General features: G+C 66.9%; 17 protein-coding genes. 12 read left to right on the forward strand and 5 right to left on the reverse strand.

The genetic code is table 11. The annotated features are described in order from the left end of the window. Positions 1-56: 56 nt before the first annotated feature. Together VVD47_RS16185 and VVD47_RS16190 are read right to left on the reverse strand one after the other, a co-directional pair. On the reverse strand, positions 57-1,196 hold the full coding sequence (locus VVD47_RS16185; RefSeq protein WP_327604522.1) for an EAL and HDOD domain-containing protein: 1,140 nt from the start codon (positions 1,194-1,196) through the stop codon (positions 57-59). A 45-nt stretch (positions 1,197-1,241) separates the two neighbouring features. Next, positions 1,242-2,255, reverse strand: a complete 1,014-nt coding sequence (locus VVD47_RS16190) for a CDP-6-deoxy-delta-3,4-glucoseen reductase (protein WP_327604523.1) — start codon at positions 2,253-2,255, stop codon at positions 1,242-1,244. 196 nt (positions 2,256-2,451) lie between these two features. Between VVD47_RS16190 and VVD47_RS16195 the strand changes: the two genes are divergently transcribed. The 6 genes from VVD47_RS16195 (at position 2,452) to VVD47_RS16220 (ending at position 8,577) form a co-directional block, all read left to right on the forward strand. After that, positions 2,452-3,372, forward strand: coding sequence for an NAD-dependent epimerase/dehydratase family protein (locus VVD47_RS16195; protein WP_327604524.1), 921 nt, complete (start codon positions 2,452-2,454; stop codon positions 3,370-3,372). A gap of 2 nt (positions 3,373-3,374) precedes the next feature. Then, positions 3,375-3,737 carry a hypothetical protein gene (locus VVD47_RS16200; RefSeq protein WP_327604525.1) on the forward strand — a complete coding sequence of 121 codons (363 nt, stop codon included), beginning with the start codon at positions 3,375-3,377 and terminating at the stop codon, positions 3,735-3,737. A 46-nt stretch (positions 3,738-3,783) separates the two neighbouring features. Next, complete coding sequence (locus VVD47_RS16205) at positions 3,784-4,224, forward strand: CopD family protein (RefSeq protein ID WP_327604526.1); 441 nt, start codon at positions 3,784-3,786, stop codon at positions 4,222-4,224. 106 nt (positions 4,225-4,330) lie between these two features. After that, on the forward strand, positions 4,331-5,473 hold the full coding sequence (locus VVD47_RS16210; RefSeq protein WP_327604527.1) for a THUMP domain-containing class I SAM-dependent RNA methyltransferase: 1,143 nt from the start codon (positions 4,331-4,333) through the stop codon (positions 5,471-5,473). Between the two features lie 151 nt (positions 5,474-5,624). Then, positions 5,625-6,053: a hypothetical protein gene (locus tag VVD47_RS16215; RefSeq protein ID WP_327604528.1), complete on the forward strand. Its 429-nt coding sequence runs from the start codon at positions 5,625-5,627 to the stop codon at positions 6,051-6,053. Between the two features lie 142 nt (positions 6,054-6,195). Next, positions 6,196-8,577 (forward strand): Tex family protein, encoded by a 2,382-nt coding sequence (locus VVD47_RS16220; RefSeq protein WP_327604529.1) that lies wholly within the window; start codon positions 6,196-6,198, stop codon positions 8,575-8,577. A gap of 96 nt (positions 8,578-8,673) precedes the next feature. Here the strand turns inward: VVD47_RS16220 and pelA are convergent, their stop codons facing one another. Beyond that, on the reverse strand, positions 8,674-9,852 hold the full coding sequence (pelA, locus tag VVD47_RS16225; protein WP_327604530.1) for a pectate lyase: 1,179 nt from the start codon (positions 9,850-9,852) through the stop codon (positions 8,674-8,676). Positions 9,853-10,074: 222 nt separating this feature from the next. Between pelA and VVD47_RS16230 the strand changes: the two genes are divergently transcribed. Then, entirely contained in the window at positions 10,075-11,073 is a 999-nt protein-coding gene (locus VVD47_RS16230; RefSeq protein WP_327604531.1) for a 2-hydroxyacid dehydrogenase, read from the forward strand. A gap of 68 nt (positions 11,074-11,141) precedes the next feature. Here VVD47_RS16230 and VVD47_RS16235 read toward each other — a convergent pair whose 3' ends face one another. Both VVD47_RS16235 and VVD47_RS16240 read right to left on the reverse strand, forming a co-directional pair. After that, entirely contained in the window at positions 11,142-12,275 is a 1,134-nt protein-coding gene (locus VVD47_RS16235) for a PilT/PilU family type 4a pilus ATPase (protein ID WP_327604532.1), read from the reverse strand. Positions 12,276-12,353: 78 nt separating this feature from the next. After that, on the reverse strand, positions 12,354-13,403 hold the full coding sequence (locus VVD47_RS16240; protein ID WP_327604533.1) for a type IV pilus twitching motility protein PilT: 1,050 nt from the start codon (positions 13,401-13,403) through the stop codon (positions 12,354-12,356). 115 nt (positions 13,404-13,518) lie between these two features. On the opposite strand from VVD47_RS16240, the gene VVD47_RS16245 reads away from it, so the two are divergent. The 5 genes from VVD47_RS16245 (at position 13,519) to VVD47_RS16265 (ending at position 16,466) form a co-directional block, all read left to right on the forward strand. Continuing rightward, a complete protein-coding gene (locus tag VVD47_RS16245) occupies positions 13,519-14,220 on the forward strand; it encodes a YggS family pyridoxal phosphate-dependent enzyme (RefSeq protein WP_327604534.1) in 702 nt (233 codons plus the stop codon). A 94-nt stretch (positions 14,221-14,314) separates the two neighbouring features. Further along, complete coding sequence (gene proC, locus VVD47_RS16250) at positions 14,315-15,139, forward strand: pyrroline-5-carboxylate reductase (protein ID WP_327604535.1); 825 nt, start codon at positions 14,315-14,317, stop codon at positions 15,137-15,139. Between the two features lie 19 nt (positions 15,140-15,158). After that, a complete protein-coding gene (locus tag VVD47_RS16255; RefSeq protein ID WP_327604536.1) occupies positions 15,159-15,734 on the forward strand; it encodes a YggT family protein in 576 nt (191 codons plus the stop codon). Beyond that, the gene (locus VVD47_RS16260) at positions 15,731-16,033 is read left to right on the forward strand and encodes a DUF167 domain-containing protein (protein WP_327604537.1); all 303 of its coding nucleotides are present in this window, start codon (positions 15,731-15,733) and stop codon (positions 16,031-16,033) included. The genes VVD47_RS16255 and VVD47_RS16260 overlap by 4 nt, the downstream gene beginning before the upstream one ends. An 88-nt stretch (positions 16,034-16,121) precedes the next feature. Next, positions 16,122-16,466, forward strand: a complete 345-nt coding sequence (locus VVD47_RS16265; RefSeq protein ID WP_327604538.1) for a YbjQ family protein — start codon at positions 16,122-16,124, stop codon at positions 16,464-16,466.

A 16,466-nucleotide genomic window follows, 5' to 3' on the forward strand; every position in this document is an offset into this window, starting at 1 on the left:
CTGTCATCCTGACGTCACCCTGACAGCTGCCCGCAGGGGGCAGGCCGGGCGGAGCCTCAGTCGAAGCCCAGTGCGTCTGCGAAGGCCACGGCCTGCATCAGGGCCGCGCTGACCTGGGCCGGCGTCAGCCCCAGGCTTTCGGCCTGGGCGCGCAGCTTGTCGGGCGAGAAGCCCTCGCTGGCGATGGCCAGCTGCAGCAAGGCGGCGTAGGGGCCCTCGTTGCGGAGCAGGGCGTCGGTGATGGCCTCGGGCAGGGTCATCTGCTCCAGCACGCCGTCGAGATCTGCGCCCAGCAGCACATTGAGCAGCGAGAAGGCGCCGGTGATGAAGAGGTTGTCCAGCTCACGCTTGTCGACGTACTGGGCGCCGAGGATTTCCATGAAGCGGCCGCGCGCGATGGCCGCCTGCATGACCGCCGGGGCGATCGGGTCGCGGCTGGCCGACACCAGCAGCAGGGACAGCCACTTGTTCAGCTTGTCCATGCCGAGGATGGTGACCGCGTGCTTGAAGGACTGCACCTCGGCCATCAGGCCGAAGCCGGCGGAGTTGATGTACTTGAGCAGCTTGAATGACAGCGTGACGTCCTGCTTCAGGGCGGCTTCGATCTGCGACAGTTCGGCTTCGTTGCGCACCAGGTTCAGCAGCCGCACGATCTGTGCGTGCGAGGGCTGCATTTCCTTGGCCTGGGGGACGCCCTTGAGGAAAAACCAGCCGGCGGCACCGAGGTAGCCGTTGGCGATGGCGGCGTCGAAGCCCGCCACGTCGCTGACACCCCAGGCGAGGTTAAGCCCCGGGCTGGGCGCGGCCTTGGGCACGCGCATCACGTCGGAGAGCACGAAGCGGCAGTCGACGCCCGCCGGCCATTGGGCGCCGGGCTGGAACCAGGTGAGGTTCAGCGGCACGCCGGCCTGGTTCAACTGGCTGATCAACTCCTGGGTCTGGGCGTATTGCAGGGCCTGCGCCGGAATCTCGACCAGCGCGTTGTCCGGCCGCTGCCATTGCAGCAGGTCGGTGGTGGGCACCAGCTTGGCCAGGCTGAGGAACACCGAGTGGCGGCCCGGCCAGTAGTCGCTGAGTTCGTGCAGGGCTTCCACCGCCACCGGGATGCTGGGGGCGTGGACGATGAGCCGGTTGGCGGTGATCGCGCGTTGCTTGTTGACGACGGGTTCGCGGGTGATCAGGACATCGGCACTCATCGAAGCGGCTTCCTTGTTCTGGCGTGTTCTTGCGTTATCGGCGCGTCACGGCAAGGCGTCCATGGCAAAGGTGAAGGCGTCGGCGAAGAAGGCATCTTCCGGCAGCCCGCAGCGTGCGAAATCGCTACGTGCCGCCTCGATCATCGCCGGCGCGCCACAGGCATAGACCTCCACGCCCGACATGTCGGGCAGGTCGGCCATCACCGCCTGGTGCACCAGTCCGGTACGCCCCGACCAGTCCGCGGGGGGCTCGCCAGATATAACGGGCACGTAGCGGAAATCTGGAATCTCTCGCGACCACTGGTGGGCCAGCCCCGCCATGTAGAGGCCGTGACTGTCGCGGGAGCCCCAGTACAGCGTGACCGGGCGCTTGATGCCGCGCGCGCGCATGTCCTCGACGATGGCCTTGACCGGCGCGAAGCCGGTGCCGCCGGCCAGGAAGACGACCGGCCTGGCCGATTCGCGCAGGAAGAAACCGCCCAGCGGCCCCTCGAAGCGCAGGATGTCGCGCTCCTTCATCTTGCCGAACACGTGCTCGGTGAAGAAGCCGCCATCCACCTTGCGGATGTGCAGCTCGATGCTGTCGGCACCCGGTGCGTTGGCGATCGAGAAGCTGCGACGGCGGCCGTCGGCCAGCAGGAAGTCGATGTACTGCCCGGCGAGATAGCGGAACACGTCGTTGGCCGGTAGTTTCAGGTTGATCACCATCACGTCGCCGGCGGCCAGATGCAGGGCCGTCACGCGGCAGGGCAGCTTGCGCAACGGAATGTCGCCGCTGCGACGCACGTCGCGGCATTCGATCTGCATGTCGCTGCGCGCCTGGGCGCAGCACAGCAGGGCCAGCCCCTTGTCGCGGTCGGCCTCGGTCAGCGTGGACAGCGGCGCGCGGCCATGATCGAACTCGCCCTCGATGACCCGCGCCTTGCAGGAGCCGCAGGCCCCGTCCCGGCAGCCGTAGGGCACCAGCAGTTCAGCGTCGAGGGCGGCCTGCAGCAGGGAGGTCTGGTCGTCGGCCTTGAACTGGTGGCCGCTGGGCTGGAGGGTGATCTGGTGCGACATGTCGGGGTCCGGTCAAACGGCGCGGCGGGGCCGCGTGGGATAATCGGCGGATGGAAAGGCGTCAAATGAGTCGTCAAATGCGTCGTCAGACGAGTCGTCGGAATCAGTGTGGGTCAGGATCTGCCGGGGTGCTTGTACCTGGATCAACAAGCGGGTGGACCGGTCCGGACCATTTTCGATCAGTACGCGATCAATGATGGCAGTCACTCCGACCAGGCGCCTGAAAAAGCGGCGCATCCTCATCATCGGCGCCGGCGACGTGGTCAAACGTGCCCTGCCGGTGCTCGTGCGCCGGTTTCGCGTCTATGCGCTGGCGCGCAGCGCCGAAGCGGCGGACGACCTGCGCCAGCGTGGCGTCGTTCCGCTGGCAGGTGACCTCGACGTACCCGGCAGCCTGCGCCGGCTGGCCGGGGTCGGCCACTGGCTGATCCACGCCGCGCCACCGCGCGAAGACCGTGCCGGCGACCCCCGCACACGCCACCTGATGGCCGCGCTGGGCAGGGGCGCGAGTCTAGCACGCAGGTGGGTATACATCAGTACATCAGGGGTTTACGGTGATTGTGGCGGCCAGCCCGTGGCCGAGAGTCGGCCCTTGCGGCCGGCCACGGCCCGGGCGAAACGGCGGGTGGTGGCGGAGGCGACCCTGCGTCGCGCGGCCATCGCCGGCCACGCCCGCCTGAGCATCCTGCGGGCGCCCGGCATCTACGCGGCGGAACGCCTGTCGCTGGCGCGACTCGAACGCGGCGACCCGGTGCTGGACCGGCAGGAGGACGTGATCACCAACCATGTCCATGCCGACGATCTGGCCCACGCCCTGCTGGCCGCCCTGCGGCTGGGCAAAGGGGGGCGCGCATGGAACATCACCGACGATGACGAACTGCCGATGGGTGACTACTACGACATCATGGCCGACACCTTCGACCTGCCGCGGCCACCGCGGGCCAGCCGTGCCGAGTGCGCCACGCGGCTGACGCCGATGATGATGACCTTCATGGGCGAATCGCGCCGCCTGCTCAACGGGCGGATGAAGCGCGAACTGAAGCTGCGCCTGCGCTACCCGCATGTCATCGACGGCTTGCGGGCGATTCGCCAGCAATGGCAACGGGAAGGACGCTGAGCATGGCCATCGACTGGATTGCAGCCGCCAAGCTGGTGCCGTGGAGCGATGTGATCTCCAGCGCGCCGCAGCTTGCCAAGGGTGCCCGCAAGCTGTGGGAGCGCGTCGGCAAACGCGAGAGCGCGCCGCCGCCGGCCGCGGATGCGCCAGCGGCCGATCCGCTCGCCGTGCTGCGCGATCGCGTCGCGCAGCTGGAGGCGGAGGCCGCCACCTCTTCCGAACTCATCCGCTCGCTGGCCGAGCAGAACGCCAAGCTGGTGCAGGTGTTGCACGGCCTGCGGCGCTGGGTGAAGTTGCTCGGCGCCGTCAGCGCGCTGCTCGTCATTACCGTTGCCTGGCTGCTGTGGCGCGTGCCGTTGGCCTGAGCGCGACAGCCTCCATCGATCCAATCCTTCCCTGTCGGGAGTCGGCATGTTCCTGTGGCTGAAAGCCTTTCACATCTTCTTCGTCATCTCCTGGTTTGCAGGCCTGTTCTACCTGCCACGCATCTTCGTGAACCTGGCCATGGTGCCGGCGGATTCCACGGCCGAGCGCGAGCGCCTGCTGGGCATGGCCGTGCGCCTCAAGCGCTTCATGATTCCGTTGATGCTCGGCACCTGGATCTTCGGCGTGGCGATGATCCTGTACTCCGGCAGCGAGGGCATCAGCGTGTGGATGAAGCAGGGCTGGCTGCATGCCAAGCTGCTCATCGTGCTGTTGCTGACCGCCTACGACGGCTACTGCAAGAAGCTGCTGAGGGATTTCCAGGGCGGTCGCAACACGCGTAGCGACAAGTGGTACCGCGTGTACAACGAGGTGCCCGCCGTGGCCCTGATCCTGGTCGTGTGGCTGGTGGTCGTGAAGCCGTTCTGAGCATTTTCCTGGCGCCACCCGCGCGCCTGTCCTCGCCTGTCCTTTTCGCGTGCCCGCGTGCTTCCTGTCGTGCGGCTGCGCGAAGGGTGGATAATTCCGACCCATCATGAGCAATCAATACTTTTCCCCCTGTCCCCGCGGGCTCGAAGCCCTGCTCGTCGACGAACTCACCCGCCTCGGCGCGAGCGACGTGGAGCAGGTGCCGGGCGGCGTGGCCTTCAGTGGCGACTGGCCGCTGTGCTGGCGCGTGAACCTGGAGAGCCGCATCGCCACCCGCGTGCTGTGGCGCGTGGGACAGACGCGCTATCGCAGCGAGGAAGAGATCTACAAGCTGGCGTACGCGACGACCTGGGCCAAGTGGTTCACGCCGGACGAGACGATCCGCATCTACCTGACGGCCATCCGCTCGCCGCTGAAGAGCCTCAACTTCGCCACGCTGCGCATCAAGGACGGCCTGTGCGATCACTTCCGCACCGTGACCGGCAAGCGACCGAGCGTGGACACGGAAGCGCCCGACGTCCGTGTGCAGGCCTTCATCACCGCCGACACCTGCACGCTGTACATCGACACCTCCGGCGAGCCGCTCTACAAGCGCGGCTTCAAGCGCGCCAAGGTGGAAGCGCCGCTGAAGGAGAACCTCGCGGCTGGCATCCTCAAGCTCAGCGGCTGGCAGCCCGATGAACCCTTGCTGGATCCGATGTGCGGCAGCGGCAGCTTCCTCATCGAAGCGGCGCAGATCGCGCTGGACATCGCCCCGGGGTCGGGCCGCAGCTTCGGCTTCGAGAAGCTGAAGAGCTGCGACGCTGCGGAATGGCAGCGTCTGCGCGGCAAGGTGCTGCAACGCCGCCAGCCGAACCGGCAACTGGAGATCTTCGGCTCCGACATCGATCCGCGCCAGGTGGCCGCCAGCGAGTCCAACCTGGCGGCGGCGGGTCTCGCCGGGCTGGTGCAGCTGATGGATGCCGATGTCCTGGACCTGGAGGCGCCCGCGCCCGAAGGCGTGTGGGTCACCAACCCGCCCTACGGCGTGCGCCTGTCCACCGGCGAGGAACTGGCCGAGTGGTACCCCAAGCTGGGGGATGCGCTGAAGCGTCGCTTCGCCGGCTGGCGCGCCTATTTCCTCACGGCGGATCTCGACATCGCCAAGCGCATCGGCCTCAAGGCCAGCAAGCGCACACCGCTGTTCAACAGTGACCTGGAATGCCGCCTGTTCGAATACAAGCTGGTGGCCGGGCAGAACCGCGACTAGCTTCCGGCGTCCTACACCGCAGTTCTTTTTCTCCTACACGCAATTCGTCCGCCGCCGACAAGGCGGCGAATGGCGCCTACATAGACTCGCCTCAACGGTTTTCGACGAATGACGACGGAAACCGCTGACGGCAACCTCTCTGGAGAAGAACATGAACATGCAGACCATTCGCCACGGCAAGGGCCTTGTGGCAGCCTTTTTCCTGACCATCGCCGCGCTGCTGACGGGCTGCGGATCGAGTGGTGACGCGGACCCCGCAGGCGTATTGCAGGATTCCATCACCATCACCGAACTGACCGCGACCGACACCGGCCGGGTGGGCGACGAATACTCCTTCAACGTGAAGGTCGCCGTCACGGGTGGCATTCCGGCCAACCAGATCACCTACACCTGGGAGCAGACCCAGGGCACGGCCGTCGTGGTCACCCAGACCAACGGCGACTACCAGTCCAACATCAAGTTCCGGCCGCTCGTTCCGGGCGACATCACCTTCCGCGTGGTCGCCCGCACGCAGAGCGGCAAGACCTCGAACCAGGCCAAGACGGTTACCGTGAATCCGGCCGTGGTGTCGTCGATGTAGTACCCACGACCGGTATCTGCGCGAACGCGTCCTGCTTGCAGGGCGCGTTTTTTGTTGACCTGCCGACGGCCGCGCAGCCTTGCCGGCCACCGTGCGCCTTGGCATAGTCCGGCTTCCCCGTTTCACCCCCCCCCGCACCCGGATGTTGCCTCCCATCGAATCCCGCCTTGCCGCCGACATCGGTGCGCAGATCCGCCAGGTCGTCGCTGCCATCGAACTGCTCGACGACGGCGCCACCGTTCCCTTCATCGCCCGCTATCGCAAGGAAGTCACTGGCGGACTGGATGACACGCAACTGCGCCTGCTCGAGGAAAGGCTGGGCTACCTGCGCGACCTGGAGGCCCGGCGCGCCACGGTGCTCGCCAGCATCGAGGAGCAGGGCAAGCTGACACCCCTGCTGCGAGGCGAGATCGAGAACGCCGACACCAAGCAGCGGCTGGAAGACCTGTACCTGCCCTACAAGCAGAAGCGCCGCACCAAGGCGCAGATCGCGCGCGAGGCAGGCATCGCGCCGCTGGCCGACGCCTTGCTCGGCGATCCGATGCTGAAGCCGGAGGACGAGGCGGCGAAGTTCCTGAATGCCGAGGCCGGCTTCGCCGACGCCAAGGCGGTGCTGGACGGCGCACGCCAGATCCTGATCGAGCGCTTCGCCGAGGACGCCGGGCTGGTCGGCGCATTGCGCGAGTACGTGCAGGCGCACGGCGTGGTGCAGGCCGTCGTGGCCGAGGGCAAGGACAAGGATGCCGAGGCGGCGCGCTTCCGCGATTACTTCGCCTACCGTGAGCCGCTGTCGGCGATTCCCTCGCACCGGGCGCTTGCCCTGTTCCGCGGTCGCAACGAGGAGGTGCTGCGCCTGAAGCTGGTGCTGGATTCCGACCCCGAGGACGGTAGCCGCAGCCCCGAGCCGAACGCCTGCGAGCGCCGCATCATGTCGCACGCCGGCATCCGCGACCAGGGACGCGCCGCCGACCGCTGGCTGGTGGACACCGCGCGCTGGACCTGGAGCGTGAAACTCGGCCTGCATATCGAACTCGACCTGCTGGGCGAGTTGCGCGAGCGTGCGGAGGAAGAAGCCATCCGCGTCTTCGCGCGCAACCTGAAGGACCTGCTGCTCGCCGCGCCGGCCGGCCCGCGTGCCACCCTGGGGCTGGACCCCGGCCTGCGCACGGGGGTGAAGGTGGCGGTGGTGGATGCCACCGGCAAGCTGCTGGAGACGACCACGATCTACCCGCACGAGCCGCGTCGCGACTGGGACGGTGCCCTGCATGCCCTGTCGCAACTGGTGGGCCGCCACCAGGTGCAGCTCGTGGCCATCGGCAACGGCACCGCGAGTCGCGAAACCGACAGGCTGGCGGTCGAGCTCATCAAGCGGCTGCCGGAGGCTCGGCTCAGCAAGATCGTCGTGTCGGAGGCGGGGGCGTCCGTGTATTCCGCGTCCGAACTCGCCGCGAAGGAGTTCCCGCAACTGGACGTCAGCCTGCGCGGGGCGGTGTCCATCGCCCGCCGTCTGCAGGACCCGCTGGCCGAGCTGGTGAAGATCGACCCCAAGTCCATCGGCGTCGGCCAGTACCAGCATGACCTCAACCAGACCCGGCTGGCGCGCGCGCTGGACGCGGTGGTGGAGGACTGCGTCAATGCCGTCGGGGTGGACGTCAACATGGCCTCGGCCGCGTTGCTTGCGCGCATCTCCGGGCTGAACGCCACGCTGGCCCAGAACATCGTGGCCTACCGCGATGCGCATGGCGCCTTCCGCGATCGCCGCGCGTTGCGCGAGGTGCCGCGCCTGGGCGACAAGACCTTCGAACAGTGCGCCGGCTTCCTGCGCGTGATGGACGGCGACAATCCGCTCGATGCCTCGGCGGTGCACCCGGAGGCCTACCCGGTCGTCGAACGCATCCTTGCCGACGTGCAGAAGAACGTGCGTGCCTTGCTGGGAGACTCCACGCTGCTGCGTGGCCTGGCGCCGGACAGGTACATCGACGAGCGCTTCGGCCTGCCGACCGTGCAGGACATCCTGCGCGAACTGGACAAGCCGGGCCGTGACCCGCGCCCGGAGTTCAGGACGGCGTCATTCCGCGACGGCGTGGAGGATCTCAAGGACCTTCAGCCCGGCATGCTGCTGGAGGGCGTCGTCACCAACGTGACGAACTTCGGTGCCTTCGTCGACATCGGTGTGCACCAGGACGGTCTGGTGCATGTGTCCGCGCTCGCCAACCGCTTCGTGAAGAACCCCGCCGAGGTTGTGAAGGCCGGCGACATCGTGAAGGTGAAAGTGGTGGAGGTCGACGTCGCGCGCAAGCGCATCGCACTGACCATGCGCCTTGCCGATGAAGTGCGCCCCGCGACCAACAATCCGTCGGCGGATCGTCAGGCGCGGAGCGGGCAGCCCGCTTCCGCCCCGTCACGCGCCCGCCGTGACGACGTGCGCAAGGGGGGCGACAGGAGCGGCGAGCGCAATGCAGGCAAGGGCGGTATGGGCAACAGCGCCATGGCCGACGCCCTGGCCAAGCTCAAGCAGCGCTGACCCACGCTGAGCTAGCGAGGCGTCCCTGTCCGTTGCTGTTCGTGCCTGTCCCGGCCGCTGGCCGGGACAGGAACATGGGCGGGGGTACGTACGCGCTTAGCGGCCCATGCGCTTCTTCCACGCCGGGTATTCCGTCTCGATCAGCGGCGTCGGCCAGGTGCCGTACCAGTTGTAGCCGGTACGACGTTCGTGATGCACGTCGGCATAGGTCGCCGCGCGCGTGCCGTCGCGGTTGGCGAGCACCACGCTGCTGTCCTTCAGGTCGTAGAAGCGCGCCCACAGCGGCGGTGCCTTCGGGTCCGCGACCAGGCGACGGTCCGTCGTGGCGGTGTGCCAGGTGTACTTCACCGGCGGGTCGATCGGCACGGTCTCGATCTTTACGCCGGTCAGCTTGACGCGGTCGAACCAGCTCATGGCGCCGTCGATGGCGCGCACCACCTCGGGCGAGGGCGAGGGAATGCTCATCAGGTAACGCACCACCTCCACCGACTCCCAGGAGATGATCGAGGGCAGTTCGAAGGTGCGGCCCTGCGCAGGTTGCAGGGTCTGCGGATCGTACTGGCCGGCCCAGCCGGTAGGCTGGCCGTTCTGCACGATCTGCAGCTTCAGGATGCAGGCGTCGCCCCGTTCGCGTGCGGCCTTGGCGCGCGCGCGGTCGGCAGCGGATACCGAGGTGAAGGGTGCGCTGCCGTTCTCCATCTTGCGCAGCATGCGCAGGATGCCCGAGGTCACCTCGTCGGCCATCGTGATGTAGGGGTGATAGGTCTCCGAGCCCGGCACCGTGTGCGGCCAGCCGCCGCATTGCTTGTGCTGCATGCCCAGCGTGTAGTTGAAGCCCTTCATCGCGGCGTCGCGGTAGCGCGTATTGCCGGTCTGGTCGTAGACCGCGAAGAGGTACTCGATCTGCGAGTACACGTTGCGGTTGTCGAAGCTCGCCTTCGGGTTGCCCTTCTCCTTGCGGATGCCGTCCATCTCGGACGCGGACAGGATGCGCGTGGCATCCTGGTTCTCGATCCATCCGCCCACGTCACGCTGGTAGAGCAGCACATTCTCGGCGATGCCGATGATCTGCGTCGGCTCGTACTTGGCGTACTTGTCGCCGTAGCGGTTGCGCCAGTGGTGGATGGCGTCCTCGAAGCCGTCGAGCGGAATCGCCTCGTAGTGGCGGGTGAGTTGCGCGGCCGGTGCTGCGGCCACCGGCGCGGCAGCCGGGGGCGCACTGGCGCAACCGGCTGAGATGATCGTGGCACACAGAATGCCGATGCCCTGTCTCATGTCTTCCTCCTGTGATGGGACGGGTCATCGTAGGAAGCGGTCTCGGGCGCTGTCTTGTAATTAGTCGCCATCGAAGACGCCGGCATGAGCAGGCGCAAATGGAGAAGGTGCGCACCTTGCATCGCCCGCCGATGGCGACTACCGACCCGGTTACGGACGTTGCGGCGCGAGGCGTCCAGGTTCAGTATCCGGTGATCCTGCCATCTGCATCACGGAGCCGTCATGCGCATCGCCGTTTTCGACACACACCCCTATGACGAACGTTCGCTGCTCGCCGCGAATGCCCGCTTTGGCCACACCCTGGAATTCTTCGAGGAGCGTCTGTACGAGAAGACGGTGGAACTGGCTCAGGGCTTCGACGCGGTCTGTCCGTTCGTGAACTGCCGCCTGACCGATGCGGTGCTGACACGCCTCAAGGATCTGGGCGTAGGCATCGTGGCCCTGCGCGCCGCCGGCTTCAACGGCATCGACGTCGACGCGGCAGCGCGGCTGGGCGTGAAGGTCGCCCGCGTGCCGGCCTATTCGCCCGAGGCGGTGGCGGAACACACCTTCGCGCTGCTGCTCACGCTGGTGCGCAAGACGCACCGCGCCTTCAACCGGGTACGCGACAACAACTTCTCGCTCAACGGGCTGGACGGCTTCACGCTGCATGGCCGCACGATCGGCGTCATGGGGGCGGGACGAATCGGCCAGGCCGCCATGCGCATCGCCAAGGGCTTCGGGCTCAAGGTGCTGGCCTACGACCCGTACGAGAACCCGGCCCTCGCCGCGGAGATGGGCTTCGAGTACCGCACGCTGGAACAGCTGCTGCGCGACTCGGACATCCTGTCGCTGCACCTGCCGCTGACGCTGCAGAGTTATCACCTGATCAACGCGCAATCCCTGCGCTATGCACGGCGTGGCGTGATTATCCTCAACACCAGCCGCGGCGGACTCATCGACACGCCGGCGCTCATCGAGGCCCTCAAGGTCGGCCAGGTCGGCGGCGTCGGGCTGGATGTGTACGAAATGGAGGAGGGCGTGTTCTTCAACGACCTGTCGGGCTCGCTGCTACCCGACGACACGCTGGCGCGGTTGATGACATTCCCCAACGTGCTGATCACTTCCCACCAGGGCTTCCTGACGCACGAAGCGCTCACCGCGATCGCGCAGACGACGCTGGGCAACGTGTCGTCCTTCGAGAAGGGCGAAGAGCTGGTGAACGAAGTCAAACCCGGCTAGGCGTCCGGCGCGATCCAGCAAAAAGGGCCATGCATCGCATGGCCCTTCGTGTTCTTGCGGGACGCGTCTCAGATGATGTCGAGGTTCTGCGTGCCGGCCAGCAAGTCCTTGTCCACCAGCTTGCTGTTGAGCTTGATCTGCAGGCGCAGGTCGTTGACCGAATCGGCGTTGCGCAACGCGTCCTCGTAAGTGATGAGGTTGGCCTCGAAGAGGTCGAACAGCGCCTGGTCGAAGGTCTGCATGCCCAGCTCGCGCGAGCGCTTCATCACTTCCTTGATCTCGTGCACCTCGCCCTTGAAGATCAGGTCGGCGATCAGCGGTGAGTTGAGCAGGATTTCCACCGCCGGCACGCGGCCCTTGCGGTCCTTCACCGGCAGCAGGCGCTGGGAGATCAGCGAGCGCAGGTTCAGCGACAGGTCCATCAGCAGTTGCGGGCGGCGTTCTTCCGGGAAGAAGTTGATGATCCGGTCGATGGCCTGGTTGGCGCTGTTGGCGTGCAGGGTGGCGAGGCAGAGGTGGCCGGTTTCGGCGAAGGCGATGGCGTGGTCCATCGTTTCGCGGTCGCGGATTTCACCCATCAGGATCACGTCCGGCGCCTGCCGCAGCGTGTTCTTCAGGCCGGCTTCCCAGCTGTCGGTGTCCAGGCCCACTTCGCGCTGCGTGACCACGCAGTTCTTGTGGGCGTGGATGAATTCGATCGGGTCTTCCAGCGTGATGATGTGGCCGTAGCTGTGCTCGTTGCGGTAGTCCAGCATGGCCGCCAGCGAGGTCGTCTTGCCGGTGCCGGTGCCGCCGACGAAGATCACCAGGCCGCGCTTGGACATGCCGATGTCCTTGATGACCGGCGGCAGGCCCAGTTCCTCGATGGTGGGAATCTTCTGCGCGATGGTCCGGCACACGATGCCGATGCGACCCTGCTGCACGAAGGCATTGGTCCGGAAGCGACCGATGCCGGAGGGCGAGATCGCGAAGTTGCACTCCTTGGTGGCTTCGAACTCGGCGGCCTGGCGGTCGTTCATGATCGCCCGCGCCAGTTCGGCGGTGTGCTGCGGCGACAGGATCTGGTTCGATTGCGGCACCACCTTGCCGTCGATCTTGATGGCGGGCGGGAAGCCGGCGGTGACGAAAAGGTCGGAGCCTTTCTTGGTCACCATCAGCTTCAGCAGGTCATGCATGAACTTGATTGCCTGGTCGCGTTCCATGATCGGTCCTCGATGGGCGCCGCGCGGTCGGGCGACGCCTTGGGGTAGTGCAGGTTGGGTGCCGTCGGTGGCAGGGGCTTACATGCCGCCGGGGAACAGGTCCTTGTTCACCGCCATCGGGCGGGCAGCGGACGGGGAAATCTGGTTGCGCTTCACCAGGTCCTGCAGGCACTGGTCCAGCGTCTGCATGCCGTACTGGCCACCGGTCTGGATGGAAGAGTACATCTGCGCGACCTTGGCTTCACGGATCAGGTTACGAATGGCCGGCGTGCCGATCATGATCTCGTGCGCCGCCACGCGGCCGGTGCCGTCCTTGGTCTTCAGCAGCGTTTGCGAGATGACCGCGCGCAGCGATTCGGACAGCATCGCGCGGATCATTTCCTTTTCCTCGGCGGGGAAGACGTCGACGATACGGTCGATGGTCTTGGCCGCCGAGCTGGTGTGCAGGGTGCCGAACACGAGGTGGCCCGTCTCGGCGGCGGTCATGGCGAGGCGGATGGTCTCCAGGTCGCGCAACTCGCCCACCAGGATCACGTCCGGGTCTTCCCGCAGCGCGCTGCGCAGCGCGTTGTTGAAGGACAGGGTGTCGCGCGCCACTTCTCGCTGGTTGATCAGGCAACGCTTGGAATCGTGCACGAACTCGATCGGGTCCTCGACGGTGAGGATGTGGCCGTACTGGTTCTCGTTGACGTAGTCGATCATCGCCGCCAGCGTGGTCGACTTGCCCGAGCCGGTCGGGCCGGTGACCAGCACGATGCCGCGCGGCTGGTCGGAGATTTCCTTGAATATCTTCGGGCAGTTCAGGTCTTCCAGCGACAGCACCTTGGACGGAATGGTCCGGAACACCGCACCGGCGCCGCGGTTCTGGTTGAAGGCATTGACGCGGAAGCGAGCCAGGTTGGGCACCGCGAAGGAGAAGTCGCACTCGAAGAACTCTTCGTACTGCTTGCGCTGCCCGTCGTTCATGATGTCGTACACCATGGCGTGCACGTCCTTGTGCTCCAGCGGCGGCAGGTTGATGCGGCGCACGTCGCCATTGACGCGGATCATCGGCGGCAGGCCGGCCGACAGGTGCAGGTCCGAGGCTTTGTTCTTGACGGAGAAGGCGAGCAGTTCGGTGATGTCCATGTCGGGCCAGGGCTCCCTGAGGGCGTTGGAGAGGGCTGCCGCCCGCGGCAAGGGGCCGGGGACGCGCTGCTATACTTTTCGACGAAACACAGCAGAAGTTGAACGAAACGATTATATGACGGGCATCGCAGCCAACCTGCAAACGGTGCGCGCGCGCATCGCGCGGGAGGTTCAGGCGGTCGAACCGCCGGTGCAGGCGGTCAGCCTGCTGGCGGTTTCCAAGACCTTCCCGGTGGAGGCGATACGCGAGGCCGCAGCAGCCGGCCAGCGGGCCTTCGGTGAAAGCTACGTGCAGGAGGCGGCGCCGAAGATCGAGGCCCTCGGCGAGCTTGGCCTGGAGTGGCATTTCATCGGCCCCCTGCAGGCCAACAAGACGCGTGGGGTAGCCGCGGCTTTCCAGTGGGTGCACGGGGTCGAACGCCTGCGCATCGCACAGCGCTTGTCCGAGCAGCGCGACGTCCATCTGCCGCCCTTGCAGGTCTGCCTGCAGGTCAATGTCAGTGGCGAGCAGAGCAAGAGTGGCGTGACGCCGGAAGAGCTGCCCGAGCTGGTGCAGGCGGTGGCCGCGCTGCCTCGCCTGCAGTTGCGAGGGCTGATGACGATTCCGGAGGCCAGCGACGATGACGCGCTGGTGCGCAGCCGCTTCGCCCGCCTGCGTGCCCTGCGTGATGAACTGAACCAGCGTTTCGGCCTGGAGATGGATACCCTGTCCATGGGCATGAGCGGCGACCTCGAACTGGCGATCGCCGAAGGCGCCACCATCGTGCGCGTCGGCACCGCGATCTTCGGCAACCGCGAGGCCGATCCTGCTGCCTGATCCTTCTGCGTCGAGTGCGGCTTTTGCCCGCTGACAGCTTCCCCTGTACCTTCCGCCTTTACCCTTCCATCCTCGTTCTGCGTTCCTCCGGCACATGAAAATCACCTTCCTCGGCGGCGGCAACATGGCCTCCGCGCTCATCGGCGGTCTCATCAAGCAAGGCCATTCGCCCGGCGACATCCAGGTCGTGGAGCGCGAGCCCGACGGACAGCGCCGGTTGACGGAGCAGTTCGGCGTGCGCTGCTTCGGCCAGCTGGACGAGGCTGCGCTGGCCTGCGAGGTGCTGGTGCTGGCCGTGAAGCCGCAGCAGATGCGCGAAGCGCTGGCGCCGCTGGTGGGCCAGCTCAAGCAGCAGCTCCTGCTCAGCGTCGCTGCCGGTTTGCGTCTGGGTGACATCGCGGCCTGGCTGGGGGGTTACACCCGCCTCGTGCGCAGCATGCCCAACACCCCGGCACTGATCGGTCGCGGCATCACCGGCCTGTATGCGTACCCCGACGTCGATGCCACCGGCCGCGCTGCCGCGCAGCAGGTGCTGGCGGCCGTGGGCCGGTGCGAATGGGTGGCCGACGAGTCGCTGATGGATGCGGTGACGGCCGTGTCCGGCAGCGGCCCGGCCTACGTGTTCCGCTTCATCGAGGCGCTGGCGGCCGCGGGGGCTGCGGAGGGCCTGCCCGCGGACGTGGCCCAGCGCCTGGCGATCGAGACTTTCGCCGGCGCCGCGCTGCTGGCGGCAGGCAGCCCGGAGAGTCCTGCCACCTTGCGCGAGCGCGTCACCTCCAAGGGCGGCACGACGGCCGCGGCGCTGGAGAGCATGAACGCTGCCGGCATAGAGGGACTGATCGCCGCCGCAGTGAAGGCTGCCCGCCTGCGCGGGGCAGAACTCGGCGACTCGCTGGCCGGCAACGGCAAGAGCGCCTGAGCGCGACATAGGGGGACACATGCTTTCCGGCATCCTGAGCATCATTCTAGAAACCGTCGGCGGCTTCATTTCCATGATGCTGCTGGTGCGTACCGCCATGCGCTGGATGCGCATGTCCTTCGTCAGCCAGGTTGGCCAGTTCGTGCTGGCCACCACCAACTGGATCGTGCTGCCGGCCCAGCGCGTCCTGCCCAGCGTCGGCAAGCTGGACACCTGCTCGCTGGTGCCTGCCTGGCTGATCGAATCGCTGCTGGTGGCCATCAGCGTGTTGCTGACGGCAGGCGGCTTCGGCAATCCGGCCACCGCGCTGGTCGGCGTGCTGGCAATCGGCGCGCTGGAGTTGGTGAAGGTGGCGTTGTACCTGCTGATGGGGGTCGTGATCATCAGCGCCGTGCTGTCCTGGGTGAATCCCTATTCGCCGCTGGCGCCGACGCTCAACCAGCTCACCCGGCCGCTGCTGGCGCCGTTCCGGCGCGTGATCCCGCCTGTCGGTGGCGTGGATCTCTCGCCCCTGGTGCTGCTGCTGGTGGTGCAGATCGCGCTGTTCGTGCTGCAGGGCATTCGCGCCGGCTTCACGCCGCTGCTGTTCCAGTGAACTGGCTGCGCCGGGGCGCGGACGGCGGGCTGACCATCAGCCTGCACGTGCAACCCGGCGCCAGGCGCAGCGAGATCGTCGGGCTGCATGGCGACGCGCTGAAGGTCCGGCTCGCCGCGCCACCGGTGGACGGGCGCGCCAACGAGTGCCTGATCGAATTCCTCGCCGCGTTCTGCGGCGTGCCACGCCGCCAGGTCCGCATCCTGTCCGGCGAGACTTCACGCCACAAGCTGCTGCGCGTCGACGATGCCGACGAGGCCACCGCGCAGCGCCTGCGCGACGCCGCCGGCCCGGCCTGACTGCGCTTTCGGGCAGGTGCGTCAACGCCAGCGGGCCGCACTGCCCTACACTGCCTTCCACCTGTCATTACGGGTGGGAGCCCAGTTCATGCCGCCAACCTATACCAGCGGATCCGACATCCTGCTGTCCAATCTCGAAATCGTGCCGGGACGTCGCATCAGGACGCATCTCGGCGTCGTGCAGGGCAGTACCGTCCGGGCCAAGCACGTCGGCAAGGATCTGCTGTCGGGCCTCAAGAACATCGTCGGCGGCGAGCTCAAGGCCTACACCGAGCTGATGCAGGAGGCCCGCGAAGAAGCTAGCCGCCGCATGGTGGAACAGGCCGAATCGCTGGGTGCCAACGCCGTGCTCAACATCCGCTACTCCACCACGTCGATCACCGCCGGCGCTGCCGAAATCCTCGCCTACGGCACGGCCGTGATGCTGGAGTGA

Source organism: Uliginosibacterium sp. H1 (assembly GCF_036017065.1).
Lineage (GTDB): Bacteria > Pseudomonadota > Gammaproteobacteria > Burkholderiales > Rhodocyclaceae > Uliginosibacterium.